We start from the raw sequence: 23,874 nt of genomic DNA, 5'->3' as shown, positions 1-23,874 counted from the left end.
ACCACGGCTTGCTCCCGGACGCGCGGATCCCGGGCTCCCCTGCGCTGCTCGGGGAGCGGTGGGAGCACGTCCCCGAGGGGCCCTCGGTCCCGGCCGAGATGACGCGGGACGCCCGCCGGGCGCGCGCCACCCATCCCCGGGTCGCGCGGCTGCCGACCCGGTTCGCCGTCGCCGAGGAGGAGGGCGGGCGGTGGCCGGCGCACGGCCCGTTCCTGCACAGCCCCGCCGCCGTCCGCGAGCACCTGGCCGCGTACTTCGACCTCGTCGTGCCGCTGATGCCGGGGTCGTCGCCGCGCGACCTCGCCGCCGGCCGGGAGGCCGCTGACCTGCTGCGGGACGGTACGCGCCGCGCCGAGGTCGACGTCCTCGGCCGCCGCCACCGGGTGGTGCGCGTCGAGTACATCGTGCGCTGCGGCCCGGACGGCCCCGAGCCGCCCCGCCCGTCCGAGCAGAACCTGGAGGAGCCCGTCACCGGCGACGACCGCTAGGCCGGCGCCCAGGTCGCCGAACGCGGCCGCCGCTCCGGTAGCGTGGCCGGCGATGAACGGGTTCGCGCGGCGGGAGTTCCAGCTCGTGCTGCTCCGGCGCATGGCCGACTACCAGCCGGGCCTCGTCGAGGACGCGATGCGGGCGCTCGGCGCGTCCCGCACCGAGATGCGGGAGGTCAACGCCCGCTGGCAGCGCATCCTGCGGTCCCGGACGTTCCCGCGCGGGCGGCGCCGCTACGAGGCCGTGCTCGGCCCGCCCGCCGGCGCGGCCGGCCGGCGGATCGGCGACGTCGTGTGCGAGACGGCGTGGTGGCCGCCGCTGCCGCTGTGGCCCGGCCTGCGCTTCGAGATCATGATGGCGCCGGACGGCTCGGTCATGCAGGAGTGGCTCGTCCGGGACGAGGGCGTCCCCGTGCCGGAGCTGGCGACCGCCGACGACCTCGTCCCGTGGTCGTGCGTGGTGAGCGACGTCGACGCGTGGTTCGGCGCGGTCGCCCACCAGGACGGCGACGCGCCGAGCCGCTGGCACGCGACGATCACCATGCCGGACGGCGGGACGTACGTCGCGCATTTCGTCTGGGGACTCCTCCAGACGGTCGTGAGCACGTGAGACCACGCGACCCGACCTTGCCGAACGTTGGAACGCCCTTGGCGTGCTCCCTTGCCGCCGACATCACGGAGATTGCGCGTCCGCCCCTAGCGTGAGGCGCATGGACGCAGCGAACGGCCGATTCCGCGAGGGTGCGGCGATGGGGGAGATCAAAAGGTATGCCTTCGGGGCGCCTTTCTGGGTGGAGATCGCCAGCCCCGCCCCCGAGGTATCGCGCCGCTTCTACGGCGACCTGTTCGGCTGGTACATGTACACGCTGACCATCGAGGCGCGCGGCGACTACAGTGTCTTCACCCTCCGGGACATCGACGGCCCGGCGGCTGCCAGCATGCAGACGCTCGCCGACGACACGCAGGCGCCGTCATGGTCGTGCTACTTCCGCACTGACGACCTGGACGCCACGCTCGACGCCATCCGCGCCGCGGGCGGTGAGATGCTGATGGAACCCGTCCGAATCGCCCAGTTCGGGCGCGCGGTGCTGTGCGTCGATACGCAGGGAGCCGAGTTCGCGCTGTGGCAGCCCCTGGACTCGGCCCTGGTCCCCATCGCCGGTGAGCCGTCCACGATGCGCTGGGTGCAGCTGGCCTGCCGGGACGCCCCGGAGGCGCTGCGCTTCTACGGCGAGGTGTTCGGCTGGGGAAGCGAGGACGTTGCCCACGCCGGCTCCGTCTACACCAACTGGAAGATCGGGGACCGGCCGGTGGCGGGCCTGGTGACGATGGACGAGCGCTGGCCGCCGGACTACCCGGCGCACTGGATCCCCTACTTCCAGGTCCTCGACTGCGACGCCTCCACCGAGCGGGCCGTCGAACTGGGCGGCAGGATGCGCGTCCCGCCGGGTGACGCCGAGATGGGCCGCTTCTCGATCCTGACGGATCCGACCGGCGCCCGCTTCGCCGTCCTGGCGCCGACCGCCGAGGCCCGCGAGAAGTTCGATACGCGAGCCGCCAGGGGCCGATGATGCCCGAGGTGACCTCGTTCGCCCCCGGGTTCCCGAGCTGGGCGGAGCTGGCCAGCCCGGATCCGGAGCGGTCGAAGGACTTCTACTGCGAGCTGTTCGGCTGGTACTGCTACACGCTGACCGCCGACATCGGCGAGTACGAGGTCTTCACGCTCGGCGACGTCCAGGGGCCGGAGGTCGGCGGGATGCAGACCCTCGCGGACGACTCCCTGCCCGCGTCCTGGACGTGCTACTTCCGCACCGACGACATCCCGGCCTGCCTCGACACCGTCCGCGCCGCGGGCGGCCTCGTCCTGATGGAGCCGACCGACATCGCCGACCTCGGGCAGATGGCCCTGTGCGCGGACCCGGAGGGCGCCGACTTCGCGCTCTGGTACCCGTACCACCTGCAGGGCGCGGGCGTCGTGGACGAGCCGGGCGCGATGTGCTGGGTCGAGCTCGCCGCCCATGACGTGGCGGGGGCGCGCCGCTTCTACGGCGCGGTGCTCGGCTGGACGTCCGTGGTGCGCGACTACTACAGCTCCGGCTACACCAACTGGAAGGTCGGCGACTGGTCCGTGGCGGGCATGGTCCCCATGGAGGAGTGGTGGCCGGCCGACTTCCCGCCGCACTGGACCCCCTACTTCTGGGTGTCCGACTGCGACGACTCCACCGCCAGGGCCGCCGAACTGGGCGCGCGGGTCCACATCCCCCCGGTGGACATCAGCCCCGGCCGCTTCTCGGTCGTGACGGACCCGATGGGCGCCCGCCTCGCCCTCCTCACCCCGGCGGTCCCGGACCGCGCCGCCGTCCGGTCCCGGCCCTGACCCGGACGGCCCCGGTCAGCCGGGGCCGGTCAGTCGGGATCGCGGTCGGGGGCCTGGAGGCGGCCGAGGAGCATCAGGACGAGCTCGTCGATGACCTCGTCGAGGGTGGCGTCGACCCAGCCGGCGCTCCAGTCGTGCAGGAGGCCGTTGATGCTGCCGATGAACGCGGTCGCGGCGATCCGGTAGTCGCGGGCGGGGATCTCGCCGCGGTCGGCGGCGGCGGCCGCCTCGGTGCACAGGAACTCGACCCAGCGGGCGCGGCGGGTGAGGCGCTGGCGGTCCATCCGCGGGCTGACGCCGACGATCTCGACGAACGCGATGCGGATGCGGGCCCGGTCGCCGGTGACGCTGGCGGCGTAGGCGCGGAAGAGGCGGGCCGTGCGCGCGGCGAGGTCGAGGCCCTGGACGGACGGGAGCGCGGCGACGACGTCGCGCTCGGCGGCGTCGTTGACCTCCAGGTGCAGTTCGGCGAGCAGGTCCTCCATGGTGCTGAACTCCTCGTAGAACTGGCGGGTGGACAGCCCGGCGGCCTCGCTGAGCGCGGCGACCGTGGTGCCCCGGTAGCCGGGGCCGCGGCCGAACATCTCCAGCCCGGCGTCCAGGAACCGGCGGCGCCGCTCGGCGCGCCGCTCGTCCGCCGATCTGCCCCCGTACCTGCCGGTCGGCCGTGCGCGCCTGCCCGCCACCTCGCTCCTCCCCGTGACCCGGTCGGTATTTTCCCGCAGCTGGGTCTTGTGCCGCACCCCACCCTGAATTACTGTCCAGTAACCAAGTCCGAACACGGCCGTTTTCAGACTGGAGACCCAGCCCCCACTGGAGGACGAGATGCCTTCGAGAAGTCTCCGACGACGAACCGCGCTGCTCGGCGTCGCCGTCCTGGCGGCGACCGCGCTGTCCGGGACGCTCCCCGCGCAGGCCGAGCCCACGCAGGCGGCGGTGCTCCGGGACGTGATGGCCGTCGGCAACGGCCAGGGCGGCACCGTCACCTTCATCGACACCGCCACCTACCGGAACCTCGGCTCCATCAACGTCGTCCCGGACCTGCAGGAACGCCTCGACTCGATGAGCATCGTCGAGCGCATCGGCTACGAGGCCGTCAACGCCGCGCAGGGCTACCGCAAGCTCGTCGACGACATGGCCGTCTCCCCGGACGGCACGACCCTCTACATCTCGCGCGGCGTGCTGTCGGACGCCGTCGCGTTCGACATCGCCACGAAGAAGATGCTGTGGCGGCACAAGACCGAGGGGTTCAAGGCCGACCACGCCGCGCTGTCGGCGGACGGGACGCAGTTCATCGTCTCGGCCACCACCGCCAGCAAGGCCGAGGTCATCGACACCGCGACCGGCGAACTCCAGACGAGCTTCGCGACCGGCACCTATCCGCACGCCAACGACTATTCGCCCGACGGGACGATCCTCTACAACTCCAGCATCGGCATCACGTCCCTGCCCAAGCTCCTGAACGGGCTCAAGGGGTCGCGCGCCGTCACGGCGGTCGACGCCAAGACGTTCAAGCCGCTGCGCACCTACAACTTCGAGTACGGGATCCGCCCGGCGGTGTTCACCCGCGACAACAAGACGATGTACGCGCAGCTGTCCTACCTCAACGGGTTCGTCGAGTACGACCTGGCGGCCGGCAAGATCACCCGGACGGTGCAGCTGCCGTTCAGCGACAAGGCCGCCAAGATGAAGCCGGACGACTACCCGCAGAACTCCGCGCACCACGGCATGGCGATGAACGCCGGCGAGTCCAAGCTGTGCGTGGCCGGGACGATCGACGACTACGTCTCCATCGTGTCCCGGCCCGGCCTGACCACGGACGGCACCGTCACCTACGCCACCGACGCCCTGCCGTACTGGACGCAGACCAGCCCGAACGGCCACGACTGCTTCGTCTCGCTCGCCGAGGACGACCAGATCTCCGTGGTCGACTACCGGACCGCCGAGGAGGTGGCCCGCATCGACGTCGGCCGCTTCCCGCAGCGGGAGCGCGCCGCCAAGCTCACCCCCGAGGCCGTCGCGTCCCTGAACCCCGCCAAGGGCTGACCCGCCCCCGAGTACCGGCCACCGCGGGGCCCGCCGCCACCCACATCCGGCGGGCCGCGCGGTGGTCCCCTCAGCTCGCGCATGGTTGGGATCGCGGCCCGCGGGAACGGCCAAGCGGTGCCGAGCGGAGGACTTCGAAACCATCTGATGCCCTTCGCCGGGCGACGCTACTGGGAGGAACGCGCCAGGCTGGCGGTCAAGTCCGTCGTCGCGGCCGTCGTCGCCTGGCTGATCGCCAAGTACCTGGTCGGCCACCCGCAGCCGTACTTCGCCCCGCTCGCCGCGCTGCTCGGCGTGTACCCGACCGTCGTCCGGTCCGTCCGGGAGAGCGTCGCGTACGCGGCCGGGTTCGTGATCGGCGCCGGTCTCGCGATCCCGGTCGGCCTGCTGCTCGGCCCGACCACGCTCGGCATCGCGGTCGTGCTCGCCCTGGCGATGCTGGCGTCGGGGTGGCGGCGGCTCGGCGACCAGGCGTCCCAGGTGGCGTTCACCGCGCTGTTCGCCCTGCTGCTCGGCGGCCACCAGGTCGTCGACTACACGCTGCCCCGGCTGGGCGACGTCGCGATCGGGCTGGCGGTCGGCCTGATCGTGAACGCGGCGCTGTTCCCGCCGCTGTACCTGCGGCGCGGCGAGTACGCCGTCCGGGAGGTGCGGGACGCGCTCGCCGACGCGCTGGACGCCCTCGCCGACGAGGTCGCCGAGTCCGAGGACGGGCGGTCGCTCTGGGAAGAGCGCGAATCGCGGCTGGCCAGGGTCCAGGACGAGGCGCGGTACGCGCTGGAGCGCGGCGAGGAGACCCTGCGCGCCAACCCGCGCGCGAAGCTGAGCGGCTACCCGCTGCGCTGGCAGGGCGCCCTGGGCCGGTGGCCGCCGCCGCGCCAGATGAACACCCTCGACCACGCGGCGGCGTACGCCCGGTCGATCGCCGGGACGCTGCGCCAGCTCGACGGGGACGGCGAGGACGCGGACGAGCCGGCGCTGAGCACCGGGTTCCGCGACGCCTACGCGGGGCTGCTGCGCACGTTCGGCTCGATCGTCCGGGACCTGCCCGCGACGCCCGCCGATGAGGCGTGCGAAGAGGCCGAGCGGATCCAGCGCGAGCTGGAGAAACCGCACCTCGGGCCGGGGACGGACCCGCCCGGCCTGTGGGATCCGCAGAAGGAGGTCCTGCGGCTGAGCCGGCTGCTGCTGGACGGTGTCCGCAACCCCGGCAGTGACTGTCGGCAGAATTGTTGACAATTTGGGTGACAAGGTACAGGGTACGGCCATGAGTACGTCTGCCTCTCCCAGCCCCCTGCTCGTCGTCAGCGCCCACGCGGGCGACTTCGTCTGGCGCGCCGCCGGCGCGATCGCGCTGGCGGCCTCGCGCGGCGACCGCGCCAAGGTGGTCTGCCTGAGCTACGGCGAGCGCGGCGAGTCGGCGCGTGCGTGGCGCGAGGGCAAGCGGCTGGACGAGATCAAGAAGCTGCGGCGGGGCGAGGCCGAGGCGGCCGCGGCGGCGCTCGGCGCAGAGATCGAGTTCCTGGACGCCGGCGACTACCCCCTCGCCGAGTCGCAGGAGCTGGTCGACCGGCTCGTCCGGATCTACCGCGACTTCGTGCCGGCCGTCGTCCTGACCCACACCCTCGCCGACCCGTACAACGGCGACCACCCGGCGGCGGCACGGATGGCGCTGCAGGCCCGCGTGCTCGCCCAGGCGATCGGCTACGACGCGCCCGGCGAGCCGCTCGGCGCGCCGCCGGTGTTCTTCTTCGAGCCGCACCAGCCGGAGCAGTGCGAGTTCAAGCCGGACGTGCTGCTCGACATCACGTCCGTGTTCGACAAGAAGCGCGCCGCGATGGAATGCCTGCCCGCGCAGGTCCACATGTGGGACTACTACACCGATCTCGCCAAGCGGCGCGGCGTGCAGCTGAAGCGCAACGCGGGCCCGAACCTCGGGCTGCCGCACGACACGCGCGCCGAGGCGTTCGTCCGGCTGTACCCGCAGACCACGTCGGAGCTGTCATGAGGACGGTCGTCGTCACGAACCCGCCGCGCGCCGACGCCGCGGCGGTGGACTCCCTCGCCGGATACGGCGTCGCGACCGTCCACGAGGCCATGGGACGCACCGGGTTCCTCGGCCCGTCCATCCGGCCGGTGCACCTGGGGTCGCGCATCGCCGGGACGGCGGTGACCGTCCTGTCGTGGCCGGGCGACAACCTGATGATCCACGTCGCGGTCGAGCAGTGCCGTCCCGGCGACGTGCTGGTGGTGACCACCACGTCGCCGTCCACCGACGGCATGTTCGGCGAGCTGTTCGCGACCGCGCTGCAGCAGCGGGGCGTGCGCGGCCTCGTCATCAACGCCGGCGTGCGGGACGTCGCGGAGCTGCACGAGATGGGCTTCCCGGTGTGGTCGGCGGCCGTCAGCGCGCAGGGCACGGCGAAGGCCACGCCGGGTGCGGTGAACGTGCCGGTCACGATCGGCGGGCAGCTCATCCGGCCGGGCGACGTGATCCTCGCCGACGATGACGGGGTCGTCCGCGTCGAACGGGAGGCCGCCGCCGAGGCGGTGAAGGCCGCGCAGGCCCGGGAGGAGAAGGAGGCGGCGACGCGCGCCGCGTTCCAGCAGGGCGAACTCGGGCTCGACCGGTACGGGCTCCGCGACCGGCTCCCCGGAATGGGCATCGAATACGTCGACTACGCGGAGTACAGCGAGACATGACCGGTGTTCGCTGCATGCTGATGCGCGGCGGGACGTCCAAGGGCGCCTACTTCCTCGCCGCGGACCTGCCGTCCGACCCGGACGAGCGGGACGACCTGCTGTTGCGCGTCATGGGCACCCCCGATCCCCGGCAGATCGACGGGATCGGCGGCGCGCACCCGCTGACCAGCAAGGTCGCGGTCGTGTCGCCATCGCCCGACGACGATGCCGACGTCGACTACCTGTTCCTGCAACTCGGCGTCGAGGAGCCGACGGTCTCCGACCGGCAGAACTGCGGGAACCTGCTCGCCGGCGTCGGGCCGTTCGCCGTCGAGCGCGGGCTCATGCCGGCAGGCGGTGACCGGACGAGCGTCCGCATCCGGATGCTGAACACCGGCAGCATCGCCACCGCGACATTCCCGACGCCGGGCGGTGCCGTCGGCTACGACGGCGACACCGCCATCTCCGGCGTGCCGGGCACGGCGGCGCGGATCGATCTGGACTTCGCGGGGACGGAAGGATCGTCCTGCGGGGCGCTGCTTCCCACCGGCCGTCCCCGCGACCGGATCGACGGCATCGACGTCACCTGCGTCGACAACGGGATGCCGGTCGTGGTCGCCGCCGCGTCCGACCTCGGCGTCACCGGCTACGAGACGGACCTGTCCCACCTGCGGGACCGGATCCAGTCGCTGCGGCTTGCGGCCGGGAAGCTGATGGGGCTCGGCGACGTCTCGGCCGCCTCCGTGCCGAAGACCACCCTCGTCGCGCCGCCCCGCGACGGCGGCATGATCTGCACCCGCACGTTCATCCCGCTGCGCATGCACACCTCGATCGGCGTCCTCGGCGCGGTCAGCGTCGCGACCGCGCTGCTGGTCGACGGCGCCGTGGGCCACGACCTCGCGGACATCCCGCCGCCGGGTGCACCCATGAGTATCGAGCATCCGACCGGCCGCCTGGACGTGGTGGTCGAGCTGGACGGCACGGCCGTCCGGCGGTCCAGCATCGTCCGGACGGCCCGCAAACTCTTCGACGGCACCGTCTTCCCCCGGAGTTCCCGATGAACCTCAAGCACGAGATCGCCCATGTCGCCCACGTCGAGTTGCTGACGCCCGAGCCGGAGAAGAGCCTGCGGTTCTTCACCCGGATCATGGGCCTCACCGAGGTCGGCACCGAGGGCGACTCGGTGTACCTGCGGACATGGGACGACTACGAGCACCACACCCTCAAGCTGACCGCGCACAGCACGTCCGGCATCCGGCGGACCGGGCTGCGCACGTCCTCGCAAGAGGCCCTCGACCGGCGCGTCAAGGCCATCGAGGACGCCGGGCTCGGCATCGGCTGGCGCGACGGCGACCCCGGCCTCGGCCCGACCTACGTGTTCCGCGACCCCGACGGCCACGAGCTGGAGATCTACTGGGAGTCGGAGTGGTTCGAGGCGCCGCCGGAGCTGGCGCCGTCGCTGAAGAACCAGGCGCAGGCGTACCCGGCGATGGGCGTGTGCGTCCGCCGCCTCGACCACGTCAACTTCCTCGCGGCCGAGGTCGAGCCCAGCACCGACTTCCTGCGGGACGTCCTCGGCGCGCACCCCACCGAGCAGATCCAGCTGGACGACGGCACCATCGGCGGGCGCTGGATGACGTTCACCAACAAGTCCTACGACCTCGTCTACACGCGGGACTGGACGCGCAGCAACGGCCGCCTGCACCACATCGCGTTCGCCACCGACACCCGCGAGGACATCCTCCGAGCCGCCGACATCTTCCTCGACCACGACGTCTTCATCGAGACGGGGCCGCACAAGCACGCCATCCAGCAGACGTTCTTCCTCTACGTCTACGAGCCGGGCGGCAACCGCATCGAGCTGTGCAACCCGTGCGCCCGCCTCGTCCTCGCGCCGGACTGGAAGACGATCACCTGGACGGAGGCGGAGCGCGCCAAGGGCCAGGCGTGGGGCCTGAAGACGATCGAGTCGTTCCACACCCATGGCACCCCACCGGTCAGCTAGAAAGGCGCCTCAGCAGGTCGCGGCTGGCAGCGGCCATCGGGTTCGGGACGTCCATCTCGTCCAGCATGGTCGCCGCCGCCTCCATCTCGGCGGCGCGGCGGACGGCGTGCTTGTAGGTGCCGGTGACGAGCCGCTCCACGGTGTGCTCACCGGCCGCGGCCAGCTCCGCGACGATGTTCGCGCGGAGCCAGTCCTCGCAGCCGGCGGCCCGCGCCGCTTCGAGGGCCTCGACGACCGACCCGGCGAGGCCCTTGAAGAACACGCTGCGCAGCAGCTTGCGCTCGGCGGCCAGCCCGGCGGCGCCGTCCATCACCTGGATCTCGGCGCCGAGCGGCGTGATGATCTCCGCGACCCGCGCGGCGCCGTCGCCGCTGACCAGCAGCGGGGTGCGCAGCCCGCGCCCCGGCACCGGCGCCATGATCGCCACATCGGCGAACCGGACGCCGCTCTCCTTCGCGATCGCGTCGAGCTCCCGCTTGAGGCCGGGCGAGCCGGTGTTCAGATCGGCCCAGACGGCGCCGCCGGCCGCCCCGGCGCCCGCCTTGAGCGCCGCCACGGCGTCGTGCGCACTGTTGACGCTCAGCACGAGATCGGCCCCGGCCACGGCCTCGGCCTCGCCGCCGCAGGCGACCATCCCGGTTCCGGCGGGAACCGCGGGGTCGTAGCCGCGCACGACGGCGCCCGCCGCGACGAGGCCGCCCGCGATGGCGCCGCCCGCCTCACCCAGTCCCAGCACCGCGATGACCGGCATGCCGTTCCCCTCCCTCGCGCGACTGCAAGCTATGGATACCCTATTCACCACAAAATTGGCGACAATCCAGGAGTGCCGGTGAGCGACGTGGTGGACGGGATCCGCGCGGCGATCCTGCGCGGCGAGTTCGTCCCGAACCAGCGGCTGATCGAGGCGGACCTGTCCGAGCAGTTCGCCGCGAGCCGCGCCAGCGTTCGCGCGGCGCTCGCCGAGCTGGCCAACGAGGGGCTCATCGAACGCGTGCAGAACCGCGGCGCCCGCGTCCGCGCCGTCTCCCTCGCCGAGGCCGTGGAGATCTCCGAGGTCCGGATGGTGATCGAGGGCCTGTGCGCCGCCAAGGCCGCCGAGCGCGCCACCGAGGCCGACGCCGCCGAGCTGCGGAAGATCGGCGACGAGATGCGCGCGGCCGTCACCTCTGGCGACGTGCTCGGCTACTCCCGGCTGAACGAGCGCCTCCACCGCCGCATCCGCGAGATCAGCGGGCAGCGGACGGCCTCGGACGTCCTCGAACGGCTGCGCGCGCAGAACGTCCGCCACCAGTTCCGGCTGGCCATGCACCCCGGCCGGCCGCAGACCTCCCTTCCGCAGCACATCGACATCATCGACGCCATCACCTCCGGCGACCCGGCCGCCGCCGAGCGGGCCGCCCGAACCCACCTCCGCAGCGTCATCGACACCCTCCCAGACGTCGACCGCGGCCACGCCCCCTGACGATCAGCTCCAGATCGTGACGTAGACCGGAGGGCGGAAGCGGGACGGGGGGACGCCCGAGCCGGGGGAGCGCATGATGTGCAGGGCCTCGGCGGTGGCGAGGAACCGGCGGAACGCGCCCGCGAGCGGCGGGCGCCGGTCGGGTGCCAGCGTGGTGGCGTGCCAGGGGATCTCCATCGGCGTGGCTGGCGTGCCGATGACGCGCAGCTCGCCGCGCTGCACGCGCGGCGCGACCAGGTGCGCGATCGCGATCGCGAGGCCGTCGCCGTCCGCGGCGGCCGCCCACGCGGCGGTCTGGTTGGGGTAGACGCGGACGCGGTCCTCGGGGACCTTCAGGCGGCGCAGCAGCCGGGACGTCTCGCTGGACGGGTCGGTCCCGGACGGGTCGACCAGCCACAGCGGGTGCGGGACGGGGGCCGTGCCGACGGCGATGAGCCGGGCCCGGAAGACGGGCTCGCTGACCAGGCCGCCCTGGTCGTCCGCCAGGTGCGGGCCGAGGGCGCGCGAAGCTCCGTTGAATGGTGGTGGGTGGGGGCTGGAGGACGGTGATGTCGGCGAGGCGGTTGTGCAGCAGGACGGCCATCTCCCGTCCGGCCGCGACGCCGGCACCGCCCTCGACCTCGCGCGGGGAGCGGGCGGCGAACGCGTCCAGCAGCGGGGTCGCGACGAACTCGGCGACGGCGGGGACGGCGACGACCCGCAGCGTCTCGGGCGCGCCCCGCGCGGCGCGGACCGCGCCCTCCGCCTCCGCGCCGAGCACCACCATCTGCGAGGCGATCGGCAGCAGCCGGGCGCCGCCCTCGGTGAGCGTCATCCCGCCGGGCCCGCGGACGAGCAGCGGGTCGCCCATGTGCTGGCGCAGCGCGGTCAGCGCCTGCGAGACGGCGGGCTCGCTCACGTTCAGCGCCCGCGCGGCCTCCTTCACCGAGCCGAGCCGGGCCACGAGGACGAACGCGCCGAGCTGCGTCAGCGTCATGCCGACCAGTGTGCGCTCTCGGACGACGTACGTTAAGCCTTCCCTTATTCGGCTGTTGTGGTGGTTCGCGCCCGGGGTGAGACTGCGGCCACATCCGACTCCGAGGTGGCGCCGTGCAGGTTCCCGCGAATTTCGAGTACGCGAAGGCGACGACGGTCGAGGAGGCGCTCGCGCTGCTGGCGCGGCACGGCGACGAGGCGCGGGTGGTGGCCGGCGGCCACAGCCTGATCCCGATGATGAAGCTGCGGCTGGCCGAGCCCGAGGCGCTGATCGACATCAACGACGTGGACGAGCTGTCCCGCATCCGGATCGACGGCGACGAGCTGTGCGTGGGCGCCCTCGTGCGGCACGCGGAACTGCTCGACTCGGCCGTGGCGGGGGAGCACTTCCCGATCCTGCACGACGCGGAGCGGGTGATCGCCGACCCGGTGGTGCGCAACCGGGGCACGGTCGGCGGCTCGCTCTGCCAGGCCGACCCGTCCGAGGACCTGTCGGCGGCGTTCGGGGCGCTGCGGGCCTCGGCCGTGATCCGGGGCCCGGACGGGGAGCGGGTCGTGCCGCTCCGCGAGTTCCACACCGGCCCGTACGAGACGGTCGTCGAAGCGGGGGAACTGCTGACCGAGTTGCGCATCCCGATCCGGCCGGGCGGGTCGAGCGCGTATGTGAAGGTCGAGCGGCGGGTCGGGGACTGGCCGCTCGCCGCCGCCGGTGCCGCGCTGTGGCTCGCGGACGGCCGCATCGCCGAGGCCGGGATCGGGCTGACGGCGGTGCGCGCCGAGCACTTCGTCGCCGCCGAGGCCGAGGACGTGCTGCGCGGCGCCGTCCCGTCCGAGGAGGTTTTCGCCGAGGCCGGGTGGGTCGCCGCCGAGCACTGCGACCCCGGCTCCGACCAGCGGGGCCCCGCCGACTACAAGCGCCACCTGGCCGGTGAGCTGACCACCCGCGCGCTGCGCCGCGCCTACGAAAGGTGCATGCCGTGAACATCACCGTGACGGTCAACGGGCAGCCGTACACCCGCGACGTCGAGCCGCGGCTGCTGCTCGTCCACCTCCTGCGGGACGAACTGGACCTCACCGGGACGCACTGGGGCTGCGACACGTCCAACTGCGGCGCCTGCGTCGTCTGGCTGGACGAGGTGCCGGTGAAGTCGTGCACGGTGCTGGCGGTGATGGCCGCCGGCAAGGAGGTCCGCACGGTGGAGGGGCTCGAACGGGACGGGGAGCTCGACCCCGTCCAGAAGGGCTTCACCGAGTGCCACGGCCTGCAGTGCGGGTTCTGCACGCCGGGGATGATGATGACGTCGCGGTGGCTCCTCGACCATAACCCGGACCCGTCCGAGGCGGAGATCCGGGAGGCGGTTTCGGGGCAGATCTGCCGGTGCACCGGCTACGAGAACATCGTCCGGTCCGTCCGATGGGCGGCCGAGCACCCCGCGCGGGACGCTGCCGAGGAAGTGGCGCAATGAGCGAGAACGGGCACGGGTTCGGGCGGGTGCCGCGCAAGGAGGACGCGCGCTTCATCCGCGGCCAGGGCAACTACGTCGACGACATCAAGCTGCCGGGGATGCTGTACGGGGCGATCCTGCGCAGCCCGCACGCGCACGCCCGGCTGGTCGCCGTCGACACGAGCGCGGCGGAGGCGCACCCGCAGGTGCGGGCCGTGATCACGGGCGAGACGCTCGCCGGGCTGGACCTCGCGTGGATGCCGACGCTGTCCGGGGACGTCCAGGCGGTCCTCGCGACCGACAAGGTGCGGTTCCAGGGGCAGGAGGTCGCGTTCGTCGTCGCCGACTCGCACTACGCGGCGCGCGACGCGCTCGAACTCATCGACGTCGACTACGAGGCGCTGCCCCCGGTCATCGACGCCCGCACCGCGCTGGACGACGACGCGCCCCTCATCCGGGACGACCTGGAAGGGCGCACCGACAACCACATCTTCGACTGGGAGGCCGGCGACGCGTCCGCCACCGACCAGGTCTTCGACGAGGCCGAAGTGGTTGTCGCGCAGGACGTCCTCTACCCGCGCGTGCACCCGGCGCCGCTGGAGACGTGCGGGATCGTCGCCGACATGGACAAGGTGACCGGCAAGCTCACCGTCCACACCACCACCCAGGCCCCGCACGCGCACCGCACCGTGTACGCGCTGGTCGCCGGGCTGCCCGAGCACAAGATCCGGGTCGTGTCGCCCGACATCGGCGGCGGCTTCGGCAACAAGGTCGGCATCTACCCCGGCTATGTCTGCGCGATCGTCGGGTCGATCGTCACGGGACGTCCGGTCAAGTGGATGGAGGACCGGTCGGAGAACCTGATGACGACCTCGTTCGCCCGCGACTACCACATGCGGGGCGAGATCGCCGCGACGCGGGACGGCCGCGTCCGCGGGCTGCGCGTGAAGGTGCTCGCCGACCACGGCGCGTTCAACGGGACCGCGCAGCCGACCAAGTTCCCCGCCGGGTTCTTCCACGTGTTCACCGGCTCGTACGACATCGAGGCCGCGCACTGCGCCGTCACCGGCGTCTACACCAACAAGGCGCCGGGCGGCGTCGCCTACGCCTGCTCGTTCCGCATCACCGAGGCCGCCTACCTGGTCGAACGCATGATGGACATGCTCGCCGCCGAACTCGGCGTCGACCCGGCCGAGCTTCGGCTCCGCAACCTGCTGCGCTCCGAGCAGTTCCCGTACTCGACCGCGACCGGCTGGGAGTACGACTCGGGCGACTACCCGCGCACACTGCGCAAGGCCATGGACATCGCCGGGTACGACAAGCTGCGCGCCGAGCAGGCCGACCGGCGCGCCAACGGCGGGCCGCTGATGGGCATCGGGATCAGCTTCTTCACCGAGGCGGTCGGTGCCGGACCGCGCAAGCACATGGACATCCTCGGGCTCGGCATGGCGGACGGCGCCGAACTCCGCGTCCATCCCACAGGCAAGGCCGTGCTGCGCATCTCCGTCCAGACGCAGGGGCAGGGCCACGAGACGACGTTCGCGCAGATCGTCGCGCACGAACTCGGCATACCGGTGGACGACGTGGAGGTCGTCCACGGCGACACCGACCAGACGCCGTTCGGGCTCGGCACCTACGGGTCGCGCTCGACCCCGGTATCGGGCGCCGCGACGGCGGTCGTCGCCCGCAAGGTGCGCGAGCGGGCCCGGATCGTCGCCGGCGCGATGCTGGAGGCGGCCCCGGAAGACCTCGAATGGACGCCGGGACGCTGGGTCGTCCGCGGTGATCCGACGTCCGGCGCGACCATGCAGGAGATCGCGATGGCCGCGCACGGCAGCCTCGAACTGCCCGAAGGCGTGGAAGGCCACCTCGACGCGACGACCGTCTACAACCCGCCCAACCTGACCTACCCGTTCGGCGCCTACATCGCCGTCGTGGACGTCGATCCGGGGACGGGCAAGGTTACCGTCCGGCGGTTCATCGCGGTGGACGACTGCGGCGTCCGGATCAACCCGATGATCGTCGAAGGTCAGGTGCACGGCGGCCTCGCGGACGGGGTCGGGATGGCGCTCATGCAGGTCATGGCGTTCGACGAGGACGGCAACCACCTCGGCGCCTCGTTCATGGACTACCTGCTGCCGACGTCGATGGAATGCCCGTCGTGGGAACTGGGCGAGACCGTCACGCCGTCGCCGCACCATCCGCTCGGCGCGAAGGGCGTCGGCGAGTCCGCGACGGTCGGCTCGCCCGCCGCGATCGTCAACGCGGTCGTGGACGCCCTCAACCCCTACGGCGTCCGGCACGCCGACATGCTGCTCACCCCGGCGAACGTCTGGCGCGTCATCCAGGGACGGCCGTTCCGCACGGACCTGGCGATCCCATGATGGACCGGGCCGAGACACTGCGCGGCGAGCGGACACCGTACGTCCTCGCCACGGTTGTGCGGGCGGAACGTCCGACGAGCGCGAAGACGGGCGACCGGGCGCTCGTCCTGCCGGACGGGTCGATGGAGGGGTTCGTCGGCGGCCACTGCGCCGAGTCGGCGGTGCGCGACCAGGCGCTCCGGCTGCTCGAATCGGGCGAATCGACGCTGCTGCGCATCACGCCGGGCGCCGAGAGCGATCCGCTGGACGGCCTGGTGACGGTCAGCAACCCGTGCCTGTCCGGCGGCACGGTCGACGTGTTCCTCGAAGCGGTCATCCCGCCCGCGCTGCTCCACGTGTACGGGGACGGCCCGGTCGCGCGGGCGCTCGCCGACGTCGGACGCGCCGCCGCGTTCGACGTGCGTCCGGCCGCCGCCCCCGGCCCGCCCCTCCCGGACGCGGCGGCGGTCGTCGTCGCCACCCACGGCCGGGACGAGGAGACGATTCTCACGGCCGCGCTCGACGCCGGCGTCCCCTACATCGGGCTGATCGCCAGCCGGAGGCGGGGCGCCGCGGTGGTCGCGGCGCTGGACGGCGGCGACCGCGTCCACACCCCGGCAGGCCTGGACATAGGCGCCCGAACCGCCCCCGAAATAGCCCTGTCGGTACTGGCGCAGATCCTCTCGCTGCGCCCCCGCCCGACCCGGCCGGCGGAGCAGGCCCCTACGGTCGAGGCGGAGGGGTGCTGCCACTGAGCGTTGACGGCCGCTCCTGACCCGAATTAGATTCGGTTCCCCACGGTCGGCGATACGGAGGCGGCGGATGCGAGCGGCACGGCGGGCATGGCGGCGGCTGGAACCGGTGCACGCGATGATCTACTTCGTGTCGGAGGCGCCGGAACGGTACGCGGCGCTCGGCCTGGACCCGCAGACCGGCTACTTCGCCTCCCGCGCGGCGGCCTTCGGGCGCGCCTCCGCCGAGGTCGTCATCGCGACGTTCTACAACTTCAACCCCGACGTCGTCCGCGCCGCCATCCCGGCGGCCTGGGAGAAGACGACGCCGGAACAGCTGCTCGCCGCCCGCGCGGACGCGGCCGGCGCCGCACTCCGCCGCGCCGGCATCGACCAACTCCCGGGCCTGGAGGAGACCGTCTCCCTGGCCCGCCGGGCCGCCGAGGCCGCCGCCGACCACGCCCAGGGGCGGCCCCTCTACGCCGCGCACGCGGCCCTGCCCTGGCCGGACGAGCCGATCCTCCAGCTCTGGTGGGCGCAGACCCTCCTCCGCGAATTCCGCGGCGACGGCCACATCGCCGTCCTCACCGCCGGGGGCGTCACCCCCATCGAGGCGCTCGTGCTGCACGCGGCCACCGGCACCATGCCCAAGAGGTTCCTCACCGCGACCCGGGCCTGGCCGGCCGACCAGTGGGACGCGACCGCGGAGCGCCTCCGCGCCCGCGTGCCTGCTGGACGGCGAATCCCTCACCCCCGAGGGCGAGGCTTTCCGCCAGAGCATCGAGGACCGCACCGACGAACTGGCCCTCCCCGCCTACGCCGCCCTCGGCGAGGACGACTGCGAGCGCCTCGCCGACCTAGCCCGCCCCTTCGGCCGGGCCGTCGTAGACGCCGGCCTCTTCAACCTCGCCTAACCCCCATCCGCCCCGTTGACTTGCGGCGTGTTGTTGTTATGGGCCGCTGGATAACAACAACACGCCGCAAGTCAACGATTCGGACTAGTGTCGGGGCGGGCGGGGCGTCGGGTCCCGGCCGGGTGCGAGGGGGAGTTTGTCGTGTTCGAGTCCGTGCTCGTGGCGAACCGCGGGGAGATCGCCGGCCGGATCCTGCACACCGCCCGCGCGATGGGCCTCAAGGCGATCGCCGTGTACTCCGAGGCCGACGCCGACCTGCCGTTCGTCGCCGAGGCGGACGAGGCCGTCCTCATCGGCCCCGCCGACCCGGCCCGCAGCTACCTCAACACCGCCGCGATCCTGGAGGCCGCGGGCCGCACCAACGCGCGGGCGATCCACCCCGGCGACGGCGTCCTCGCCGAGAGCGCCTCCCTCGCCCGCCAGGTCGCCGAGCGCGACCTGGTCTGGGTCGGCCCGCCGCCGCTCGCCATCGCCCGGATGGGCGACAAGATCAACTCCCGGAACCTGATGAAGGAGGCGGGCGTCCCCGTCGGGCACGGCGTGTGGGAACCCGTCCCGGACGCGGCCACCGCCGCCGAGGAGGCCGAGCGCATCGGCTACCCCGTCATGGTGAAGCCCGCCGCCGGCGACGGCGGCGTCGGCCTGGCCGTCGCGCACGACGAACCGTCCCTCCGCACCGCCTACGAGACGGCCCGCGCCGCCGCCGAACGCGTCTTCGGGCACGGCGAGGTGCTCTTGGAGCGGTACGTGCCGGGCGCCCTGCACATCGAGGTGCAGATCCTCGGCCTCGCGGACGGCATGGTCATGGCGTTCGGCGAGCGCGACTGCTCCGTCCAGCGCCGCTACCAGAAGATCGTCGAGGAAACCCCGTCGCCGGGCATCACCCCCGCCCTCCGCGAACGCATGCGGGCCGCCGCCGTCCGCGCGGGCGAGACCATCGGCTACCGGGGCACCGCCAGCATCGAGTTCCTCGTCGACCCCGCCGCGCAGGACTTCTCCTTCCTGGAGATGAGCACCCGCCTGCCGTCCGGCCATGTCGTCACGGAGATGACCACCGGCATCGACCTCGTCGAGCAGCAGTTCCGCATCGCCGCCGGTGAGCCCGTCACGGTGACGGACGCGACGCCGCACGGCCACGCCATCGCGTTCCGCGTCCACGCCGAGGACCCGCGCGAGTTCCTGCCCGGCTCCGGCGAGATCAAGGTGTGGGAGGAGCCCGTCGGCGACGGCATCCGCATCGACGCCGGCTATGCCGAGGGCAACACCGTCACCCCCACCTACCACCCGCTGCTCGCCAAGCTGTGCGTCCACGGCGACGACCGCCCCCACGCGCTCGCCCGCGCCCGCGCCGCCGTCGACGCCTTCTGCATCGAGGGCCCGCCGACGAACCTGCCGTTCCTGCGCGAACTCCTCGACCGTCCCGAGTTCGCGGACGGCACCTACGACACGGGCGTCGTGGGCCGCATGCGCCCGCCGTCATAAGGTAGGCGCGTGTACTGCGACCGCTGCGGCGAACCCGCCACCGAGGGCGACCACACCACGTGCGCCGCCGCCCGCGAGATGGAACCGCCCCGCTACTGCGCGCCCTGCCGCCGCCGCATGACCGTCCAGGTGACCCCCTCAGGCTGGACGGCCCACTGCTCCGAACACGGCGCCCTTCAGAACGACAGCGCGTAGGTCAGCAGATCCACACCGGGAGCGGGCGCCCAGTCCCGCTCCGGCGTGCGGACGAACCCGAGCCGCTCGTACATCCGCTGCGCGGCCCCCATGTTGCGCTGCGTGGAGAGCCGCAGCCCGCGCAGCCCGGCCGCCCGCGCCCGCTCGACGCATGCCATCACCATGGCGCGCCCCGCGCCCTTCCCCCGGGCCTTCTCCCGGACGGCGAGCATCCGGAACTCGGCCTCATCGGGGCCGGCCAGCTCCGCATAAGGACTGCTGGGCGGGCAGTAAGCGACGGCCCCGGCGACCTCACCGTCGACCTCCGCGACAAGCAGCTCCGCCTTGGCGGCCCGGTCACCGGCGTCCCGCAAGGTCCTTACATACGACGACTGCGCCGACACCAGCCCGCCGTGCACATAGACCTCGACGGTCAGCTCACCGACGAGCGCATACTCCTCAGGCCGCGCCACCCGCACGACCAGATGCTCAACCACCCGCGACCTCGCCGCCGCGCTCCAGACGGTCGAACGGGTAGTTGAGTGACTCGCGGTCGTCGGCGACCGCGCACTTCACGCGGGACCCCGAGTACGACATCGTCCTCATGTCACTCCCCTCTATGCGACGTACAGAAATGTACGTCCAGGTCGGTGGCCGGGCACAGCCAGACCTTGACGGTGCCGCGTGCCACGCCGTTAATTGACGGGTAGTCAATAGCGTCTGGAGGGCTGATGCCGGTTCCTCGCTCCATCCTCGGTACGCAGGACGTCGGCGACCTGGACCTGGAGGTCGTCGCCGGCACCTGGCCGGACGACGTGCGCGGCCACTACGTCGTCAGCACCTCCGACCAGCGGACCCGGCCACGGCACGCGTTCTTCGGCGACGGGATCATCGCGCGGATGCCGCTCCGGCCGGGCCCGGACGGGCGGTTCGCGTGGCGCGCCCGCGTCATCGACACCCCGTTCGCCCGGTTGCGCGGCCGGCGGCCCGACCTGTTCACCGCCGGACCGGTCGGCACCGACTCGCCGTGGGGATTCGTCAATGCCGCGAACACCGCGCCGCTCCCGTGGGGCGACCGGCTCTTCACGACCTGGGACGCCGGACGTCCCGTCGAGGTCGACCCGGTCACCCTGGAGTTCGTCGCCGAGGTCGGGCACCGCGACGACTGGAAGCCCGCCATGGACCATGCCGTCCTCCCGCTGATCTCCACCACCGCGCACCCGGTGATCGACCCCGAGCGCGGCTGCCTGTGGAGCGTCAGCCGGGACGTGCTGAGCGGCGCCGTCTCCGTGATCCGCTACGACGGGACCGGGACCCGCGTCCAGCGCTGGGACGTCGAGAACGCGGCGCTGCCGCAGGCCACGCACACCATCACCCAGACCCGCGACTGGCTCGTCCTGGCCGACACCGCCTACAAGATCGAGGTCGAGGAGATCTTCGGCGGGGACCGCACCGCGCCCAACAACCCGGACGGCCCCGTCCTGCTGATCCGCAAGGACGACCTGGTCCCCGGGCGAAGCAGCGTCACCTGCGCGGAGTTCCGCCTCGCCCCGGAGGTCAACCACTTCTACGCCCGCTACGACGACTCCGACGGCGTCGTCCAGGTCGTCATGGAGCACGGCGAGGGCGTCGACATCGGGATGTACCTGCGCGAGGACGACGTCGACGTCCGCGGCCGCCGGATCGACCCGGCCCTGCGCGGCATGTACTGCCACGGCATGGCGCCCGCGCTCACGACCGTCCTCCAGTTCGACCCGGAGACCGGCCGGATCACCGAGCGCGCCCGTGCCCGCGACCCGGAGCGCTGGTGGCAGGCCGAACTGTCCGCGATCGACTGGAGCATCGAAGGGCAGACCGCGCCGACCCGGCACCACCTCGTCTACCTCGGCTTCCACCCGGAGGCGATCAACCGCCGCGCCATGCGCAACTACGCGGGCCGGATCGACCCGTCGCTGTTCCCGGCGGAGGAGACCCCGGCCGTCCTGGTCAGCCACGACCGCGAGGACCTCAAGGCCCTGTCCGAATGGACGTTCGCGCTGGACGACTATCCGACCTCGCCGTCCTTCGTCCCGCGCGGACGAGGCGGCAGCCGCTACGCGGGCGCGGAACCCGGCGGCCACGAGGGCTACCTGGTCGTGGCCGTCCACAACGACGACCGGTTCCGCATCGAGTTGTTCGACGCCGCCGACGTCGGACGCGGCCCCGTCGCCGTCCTGGCCCCGCCGAACGGCACAACGGTCCCGTTCCTGATCCACTCCGCGTGGATGCCGGAGGCCGTCCCGGCACCCGACGTCGAACGCCTCCGCTTCGCCGACGACCTCGACGCCCGCCTGGACCAGCTGGACCCCGACCTCGCCGCGACGGCCCGCGAGGTCGCCGAGGAGTTGGACGCCCGCTAACCCAGGTCCTGGCAGGACGACTCGCCGGGGAGCAGAGGACGAAGGCGGACGAAGTAGGTCTTTCCTTCGCTGCGCCAGGCGGTGCCCGGTTTCGTGTCGGGGACCTTCTTGGACGGGGCGAGGGTGCAGGTGCTGCCGGCCACCCGTACTCCGTCGCCGAGCGGCTCCAGCGGCCACTTCTTGGCGGTGCCGGTTCCGGCCGACTCGCCTGCGAGGACGGCCGTCTTTTCCGGCGTGTACGGCTCGGGCTTCGCGGACTGGTCGGACGCGGGCCAGCCGGCCGGGTCCAGCTTCTTCAGGAAGCGGGCCTCCGGGCCGGCCTGCGACTCCGGCTGGATGATGCGGGTCGTCGCGTCGCCCAGGGTGACCACCGTGATGATCGCGTCGGTGATCTTGTCGGAGCCGACCGTGTGCGAACGGTCGAGACCCGCCGCGCGCGCCTCGTCCAGGAGCCGCTGGAGCGCGCCGGGTTTCAGGTGGTACTCGGTCAGTTCGTCCTGGGACGCGGCGACCGCGCGTCCCGTGGAGTAGAGGGAGAAGTCGGGAACGGATCCGGGGCCGCCGATGCCGGCGATGCCTCCGGTCTTCTGCCGGCGCAGCACGAGGTGCTCGCCGGCGGGGGTGTCCTTGGCGGGGGACGACGTCGTGGACGCGGAGGGCACGGGGAGGGTCGAGGATCCGGGATCACCGGAGCCGTCGCCGCAGGCCGTCGCCGCGGATGCGGTCAGCACCGCGCAGGCGAGGGCCGGTACCCAGCGGGAACGTGTGTACGGACCGGCCATGGAGCTTGGACGCTCCGCCGGGCCCGCGGGTTCCGCCCGTTACAAAGACGGCCGCCGAAGACTGTGGGATCCGGCGACGGCCCGCGGTACGGGCCCGCGCTAGTGTGCCGCATTGTGAGCGTGCTCGTGGTCACCGGGACCTGTACCGGCGTGGGCAAGACGGTCGTCACCGCGGCGCTGGCCGCGGTCGCCGCCGCCCGCGGCGCGTCGGTCGCCGTCGTCAAGCCCGGCCAGACCGGGGTGGACGGCGCGGAGCCCGGTGACCTCGACGAGGTGCGCCGCCTCGCCGGGATCGGCGACGTGCACGAGTTCGCCCGCTTCCCCGACCCGCTGTCCCCGGCCGCCGCCGCCCGCCGCGCCGGGCTCCCGCCCGTCCGGCCGGCGGACGCCGCCGGACGCGTTCGGGACCTGGCGGACCGGCACCGGCTCGTCCTCGTCGAGGGCGCGGGCGGGCTCCTCGTTCGCTACGACGACGAGGGCGCCACGATCGCGGACCTGGCGCGCCTGCTCGGCGCCGCCGCCGTCGTCGTGACCCGCCCCGACCTCGGCACGCTCAACCACACCGCGCTCACCCTGGAGGCGATGGCGCACCGCGGCGTGCAGCTCGCCGGCGTGGTGATCGGCGCATGGCCGGACGAACCGGACCTCGCCATGCGCAGCAACATCCGCGACCTGGAGACCATCGCGGCCCGCCCGCTGGCGGGCGCGCTGCCCGCCGGTGCGGCCGCGCTGGACCCGGCGGAGTTCCTGCTGGCCGCGCACCGCGGCCTGGCCCCCTCGTTCGGCGGCGGCTTCGACGCCGCCGCGTTCCGCGACAGCTACGGGCTCGACAAGGAGAACACGTGACGGACATCCTCGAAACCGCCCGCCGCCAGGTGCTGGACGAAGGCAAGGGCCTGTCGCGGGAGCAGGTCCTCGACGTCCTGACCCTGCCGGACGACCGGCTGGAGGACCTGCTCGCGCTCGCCCACGACGTCCGGATGCGCTGGTGCGGGCCCGAGGTCGAGGTCGAGGGCATCGTGTCGCTGAAGACCGGCGGCTGCCCCGAGGACTGCCACTTCTGCTCCCAGTCCGGCAAGTTCGAGTCGCCCGTCCGGTCGGTGTGGCTGAACATCCCCGAGCTCGTCGAGGCCGCCAGGGAGACCGCGAAGACCGGCGCCACCGAGTTCTGCATCGTCGCCGCCGTCCGCGGCCCCGACGAACGCCTCATGTCGCAGGTCCGCGACGGCGTCAAGGCCATCAACGACGCCGTCGAGATCAACATCGCGTGCTCGCTCGGCATGCTCACCCAGGCCCAGGTGGACGAATTGGCCGCGATGGGCGTCCACCGCTACAACCACAACCTGGAGACGGCCCGCTCGCACTTCCCGAACGTGGTCACCACGCACTCGTGGGAGGAGCGCTGGGACACCCTCCGCATGGTGAAGGACGCCGGCATGGAGGTGTGCTGCGGCGGCATCGTCGGCATGGGCGAGACCATCGAACAACGAGCCGAGTTCGCCGCCCAACTGGCAGCCCTGGACCCCGACGAGGTCCCCCTGAACTTCCT

The 23,874-nt window shown here is 72.7% G+C and carries 25 protein-coding genes and 1 pseudogene; 20 read left to right on the top strand and 6 right to left on the bottom strand.

Annotated elements, in window-relative coordinates:
- The 4 genes from HUX53_RS34470 to HUX53_RS34455 all read left to right on the top strand — a co-directional run.
- On the top strand, nucleotides 1-488 hold a 488-nt coding region (locus tag HUX53_RS34470; RefSeq protein WP_217920250.1), incomplete at its 5' end, for a DUF5954 family protein.
- A 52-nt stretch (nucleotides 489-540) separates the two neighbouring features.
- Nucleotides 541-1,098, top strand: coding sequence for a hypothetical protein (locus tag HUX53_RS34465; protein WP_176407466.1), 558 nt, complete (start codon nucleotides 541-543; stop codon nucleotides 1,096-1,098).
- Nucleotides 1,099-1,198: 100 nt separating this feature from the next.
- The gene (locus HUX53_RS34460) at nucleotides 1,199-2,059 is read left to right on the top strand and encodes a VOC family protein (protein ID WP_176407465.1); all 861 of its coding nucleotides are present in this window, start codon (nucleotides 1,199-1,201) and stop codon (nucleotides 2,057-2,059) included.
- Between the two features lie 8 nt (nucleotides 2,060-2,067).
- Complete coding sequence (locus HUX53_RS34455) at nucleotides 2,068-2,865, top strand: VOC family protein (protein ID WP_176407464.1); 798 nt, start codon at nucleotides 2,068-2,070, stop codon at nucleotides 2,863-2,865.
- 29 nt (nucleotides 2,866-2,894) lie between these two features.
- Here the strand turns inward: HUX53_RS34455 and HUX53_RS34450 are convergent, their stop codons facing one another.
- Nucleotides 2,895-3,551 (bottom strand): TetR/AcrR family transcriptional regulator, encoded by a 657-nt coding sequence (locus tag HUX53_RS34450; protein WP_176407463.1) that lies wholly within the window; start codon nucleotides 3,549-3,551, stop codon nucleotides 2,895-2,897.
- 139 nt (nucleotides 3,552-3,690) lie between these two features.
- Between HUX53_RS34450 and HUX53_RS34445 the strand changes: the two genes are divergently transcribed.
- From HUX53_RS34445 to HUX53_RS34420, 6 genes are all read left to right on the top strand, one after another.
- The gene (locus HUX53_RS34445) at nucleotides 3,691-4,911 is read left to right on the top strand and encodes a YncE family protein (protein WP_176407462.1); all 1,221 of its coding nucleotides are present in this window, start codon (nucleotides 3,691-3,693) and stop codon (nucleotides 4,909-4,911) included.
- A gap of 147 nt (nucleotides 4,912-5,058) precedes the next feature.
- Nucleotides 5,059-6,147: an aromatic acid exporter family protein gene (locus HUX53_RS34440; RefSeq protein WP_176407461.1), complete on the top strand. Its 1,089-nt coding sequence runs from the start codon at nucleotides 5,059-5,061 to the stop codon at nucleotides 6,145-6,147.
- 31 nt (nucleotides 6,148-6,178) lie between these two features.
- Nucleotides 6,179-6,919: a PIG-L deacetylase family protein gene (locus HUX53_RS34435; protein WP_176407460.1), complete on the top strand. Its 741-nt coding sequence runs from the start codon at nucleotides 6,179-6,181 to the stop codon at nucleotides 6,917-6,919.
- On the top strand, nucleotides 6,916-7,614 hold the full coding sequence (locus HUX53_RS34430; RefSeq protein WP_176407459.1) for a 4-carboxy-4-hydroxy-2-oxoadipate aldolase/oxaloacetate decarboxylase: 699 nt from the start codon (nucleotides 6,916-6,918) through the stop codon (nucleotides 7,612-7,614). Before HUX53_RS34435 ends, HUX53_RS34430 begins: the two co-directional genes overlap by 4 nt.
- Entirely contained in the window at nucleotides 7,611-8,654 is a 1,044-nt protein-coding gene (locus HUX53_RS34425) for a 4-oxalomesaconate tautomerase (RefSeq protein ID WP_176407458.1), read from the top strand. The genes HUX53_RS34430 and HUX53_RS34425 overlap by 4 nt, the downstream gene beginning before the upstream one ends.
- Entirely contained in the window at nucleotides 8,651-9,598 is a 948-nt protein-coding gene (locus tag HUX53_RS34420) for a catechol 2,3-dioxygenase (protein WP_176407457.1), read from the top strand. The genes HUX53_RS34425 and HUX53_RS34420 overlap by 4 nt, the downstream gene beginning before the upstream one ends.
- Here HUX53_RS34420 and HUX53_RS34415 read toward each other — a convergent pair.
- Entirely contained in the window at nucleotides 9,591-10,349 is a 759-nt protein-coding gene (locus HUX53_RS34415) for a DUF1932 domain-containing protein (RefSeq protein ID WP_176407456.1), read from the bottom strand. The genes HUX53_RS34420 and HUX53_RS34415 overlap by 8 nt on opposite strands.
- Nucleotides 10,350-10,427: 78 nt before the next feature.
- Between HUX53_RS34415 and HUX53_RS34410 the strand changes: the two genes are divergently transcribed.
- A complete protein-coding gene (locus tag HUX53_RS34410) occupies nucleotides 10,428-11,060 on the top strand; it encodes a GntR family transcriptional regulator (RefSeq protein WP_309237565.1) in 633 nt (210 codons plus the stop codon).
- Between the two features lie 3 nt (nucleotides 11,061-11,063).
- Here the strand turns inward: HUX53_RS34410 and HUX53_RS41955 are convergent, their stop codons facing one another.
- Together HUX53_RS41955 and HUX53_RS43215 are read right to left on the bottom strand one after the other, a co-directional pair.
- Nucleotides 11,064-11,669, bottom strand: coding sequence for a LysR substrate-binding domain-containing protein (locus HUX53_RS41955; protein WP_309237564.1), 606 nt, complete (start codon nucleotides 11,667-11,669; stop codon nucleotides 11,064-11,066).
- A gap of 244 nt (nucleotides 11,670-11,913) precedes the next feature.
- Nucleotides 11,914-12,036 (bottom strand): annotated as a pseudogene (locus tag HUX53_RS43215) (LysR family transcriptional regulator); the annotation flags it as partial.
- A 113-nt stretch (nucleotides 12,037-12,149) separates the two neighbouring features.
- Here HUX53_RS43215 and HUX53_RS42780 point away from each other — a divergent pair.
- The 6 genes from HUX53_RS42780 (at nucleotide 12,150) to HUX53_RS34375 (ending at nucleotide 19,165) form a co-directional block, all read left to right on the top strand.
- Nucleotides 12,150-13,016, top strand: coding sequence for a xanthine dehydrogenase family protein subunit M (locus HUX53_RS42780; RefSeq protein ID WP_176407455.1), 867 nt, complete (start codon nucleotides 12,150-12,152; stop codon nucleotides 13,014-13,016).
- Nucleotides 13,013-13,501: a (2Fe-2S)-binding protein gene (locus HUX53_RS34395; protein ID WP_176407454.1), complete on the top strand. Its 489-nt coding sequence runs from the start codon at nucleotides 13,013-13,015 to the stop codon at nucleotides 13,499-13,501. The genes HUX53_RS42780 and HUX53_RS34395 overlap by 4 nt, the downstream gene beginning before the upstream one ends.
- On the top strand, nucleotides 13,498-15,864 hold the full coding sequence (locus HUX53_RS34390; protein WP_176407453.1) for an aerobic carbon-monoxide dehydrogenase large subunit: 2,367 nt from the start codon (nucleotides 13,498-13,500) through the stop codon (nucleotides 15,862-15,864). Before HUX53_RS34395 ends, HUX53_RS34390 begins: the two co-directional genes overlap by 4 nt.
- A complete protein-coding gene (locus HUX53_RS34385; protein WP_176407452.1) occupies nucleotides 15,861-16,598 on the top strand; it encodes an XdhC family protein in 738 nt (245 codons plus the stop codon). Before HUX53_RS34390 ends, HUX53_RS34385 begins: the two co-directional genes overlap by 4 nt.
- Nucleotides 16,599-17,629: 1,031 nt before the next feature.
- The gene (locus HUX53_RS34380) at nucleotides 17,630-18,970 is read left to right on the top strand and encodes an acetyl/propionyl/methylcrotonyl-CoA carboxylase subunit alpha (protein ID WP_176407451.1); all 1,341 of its coding nucleotides are present in this window, start codon (nucleotides 17,630-17,632) and stop codon (nucleotides 18,968-18,970) included.
- Between the two features lie 9 nt (nucleotides 18,971-18,979).
- Entirely contained in the window at nucleotides 18,980-19,165 is a 186-nt protein-coding gene (locus tag HUX53_RS34375) for a hypothetical protein (RefSeq protein WP_176407450.1), read from the top strand.
- Here the strand turns inward: HUX53_RS34375 and HUX53_RS34370 are convergent.
- Nucleotides 19,147-19,641, bottom strand: coding sequence for a GNAT family N-acetyltransferase (locus tag HUX53_RS34370; protein WP_176407449.1), 495 nt, complete (start codon nucleotides 19,639-19,641; stop codon nucleotides 19,147-19,149). The genes HUX53_RS34375 and HUX53_RS34370 overlap by 19 nt on opposite strands.
- Nucleotides 19,642-19,875: 234 nt before the next feature.
- On the opposite strand from HUX53_RS34370, the gene HUX53_RS34365 reads away from it, so the two are divergent.
- Nucleotides 19,876-21,543, top strand: coding sequence for a carotenoid oxygenase family protein (locus HUX53_RS34365; RefSeq protein WP_176407448.1), 1,668 nt, complete (start codon nucleotides 19,876-19,878; stop codon nucleotides 21,541-21,543).
- Here the strand turns inward: HUX53_RS34365 and HUX53_RS34360 are convergent.
- Nucleotides 21,540-22,325 carry a hypothetical protein gene (locus HUX53_RS34360; protein WP_176407447.1) on the bottom strand — a complete coding sequence of 262 codons (786 nt, stop codon included), beginning with the start codon at nucleotides 22,323-22,325 and terminating at the stop codon, nucleotides 21,540-21,542. The genes HUX53_RS34365 and HUX53_RS34360 overlap by 4 nt on opposite strands.
- A 114-nt stretch (nucleotides 22,326-22,439) precedes the next feature.
- On the opposite strand from HUX53_RS34360, the gene bioD reads away from it, so the two are divergent.
- Both bioD and bioB read left to right on the top strand, forming a co-directional pair.
- Nucleotides 22,440-23,171 carry a dethiobiotin synthase gene (gene bioD / locus HUX53_RS34355; protein ID WP_176407446.1) on the top strand — a complete coding sequence of 244 codons (732 nt, stop codon included), beginning with the start codon at nucleotides 22,440-22,442 and terminating at the stop codon, nucleotides 23,169-23,171.
- Nucleotides 23,168-23,874: biotin synthase BioB (gene bioB / locus HUX53_RS34350; RefSeq protein WP_176407445.1), on the top strand; the 707-nt coding region annotated here is incomplete at its 3' end. The genes bioD and bioB, both read left to right, overlap by 4 nt.

The sequence above is a fragment of the Actinomadura sp. BRA 177 genome, from assembly GCF_013372625.1.
Lineage (GTDB): Bacteria > Actinomycetota > Actinomycetes > Streptosporangiales > Streptosporangiaceae > Spirillospora.
The sequence above is the reverse complement of the archived record's forward strand: the minus strand, read 5'-3'. Positions and strand labels throughout refer to the sequence as shown.

Excerpts from the sequence above, each read along its gene's own strand:
- HUX53_RS34435 (WP_176407460.1), top strand. The coding sequence starts at position 6,179 with ATGAGTACGTCTGCCTCTCCCAGCCCCCTGCTCGTCGTCAGCGCCCAC.
- HUX53_RS34360 (WP_176407447.1), bottom strand. The coding sequence starts at position 22,325 with ATGGCCGGTCCGTACACACGTTCCCGCTGGGTACCGGCCCTCGCCTGC.
- HUX53_RS34445 (WP_176407462.1), top strand. The coding sequence starts at position 3,691 with ATGCCTTCGAGAAGTCTCCGACGACGAACCGCGCTGCTCGGCGTCGCC.
- HUX53_RS34430 (WP_176407459.1), top strand. The coding sequence starts at position 6,916 with ATGAGGACGGTCGTCGTCACGAACCCGCCGCGCGCCGACGCCGCGGCG.
- HUX53_RS34460 (WP_176407465.1), top strand. The coding sequence starts at position 1,199 with ATGGACGCAGCGAACGGCCGATTCCGCGAGGGTGCGGCGATGGGGGAG.
- HUX53_RS34420 (WP_176407457.1), top strand. The coding sequence starts at position 8,651 with ATGAACCTCAAGCACGAGATCGCCCATGTCGCCCACGTCGAGTTGCTG.
- HUX53_RS34365 (WP_176407448.1), top strand. The coding sequence starts at position 19,876 with ATGCCGGTTCCTCGCTCCATCCTCGGTACGCAGGACGTCGGCGACCTG.
- HUX53_RS34415 (WP_176407456.1), bottom strand. The coding sequence starts at position 10,349 with ATGCCGGTCATCGCGGTGCTGGGACTGGGTGAGGCGGGCGGCGCCATC.
- HUX53_RS34440 (WP_176407461.1), top strand. The coding sequence starts at position 5,059 with ATGCCCTTCGCCGGGCGACGCTACTGGGAGGAACGCGCCAGGCTGGCG.
- HUX53_RS34390 (WP_176407453.1), top strand. The coding sequence starts at position 13,498 with ATGAGCGAGAACGGGCACGGGTTCGGGCGGGTGCCGCGCAAGGAGGAC.
- HUX53_RS34425 (WP_176407458.1), top strand. The coding sequence starts at position 7,611 with ATGACCGGTGTTCGCTGCATGCTGATGCGCGGCGGGACGTCCAAGGGC.
- HUX53_RS34385 (WP_176407452.1), top strand. The coding sequence starts at position 15,861 with ATGATGGACCGGGCCGAGACACTGCGCGGCGAGCGGACACCGTACGTC.
- HUX53_RS34465 (WP_176407466.1), top strand. The coding sequence starts at position 541 with ATGAACGGGTTCGCGCGGCGGGAGTTCCAGCTCGTGCTGCTCCGGCGC.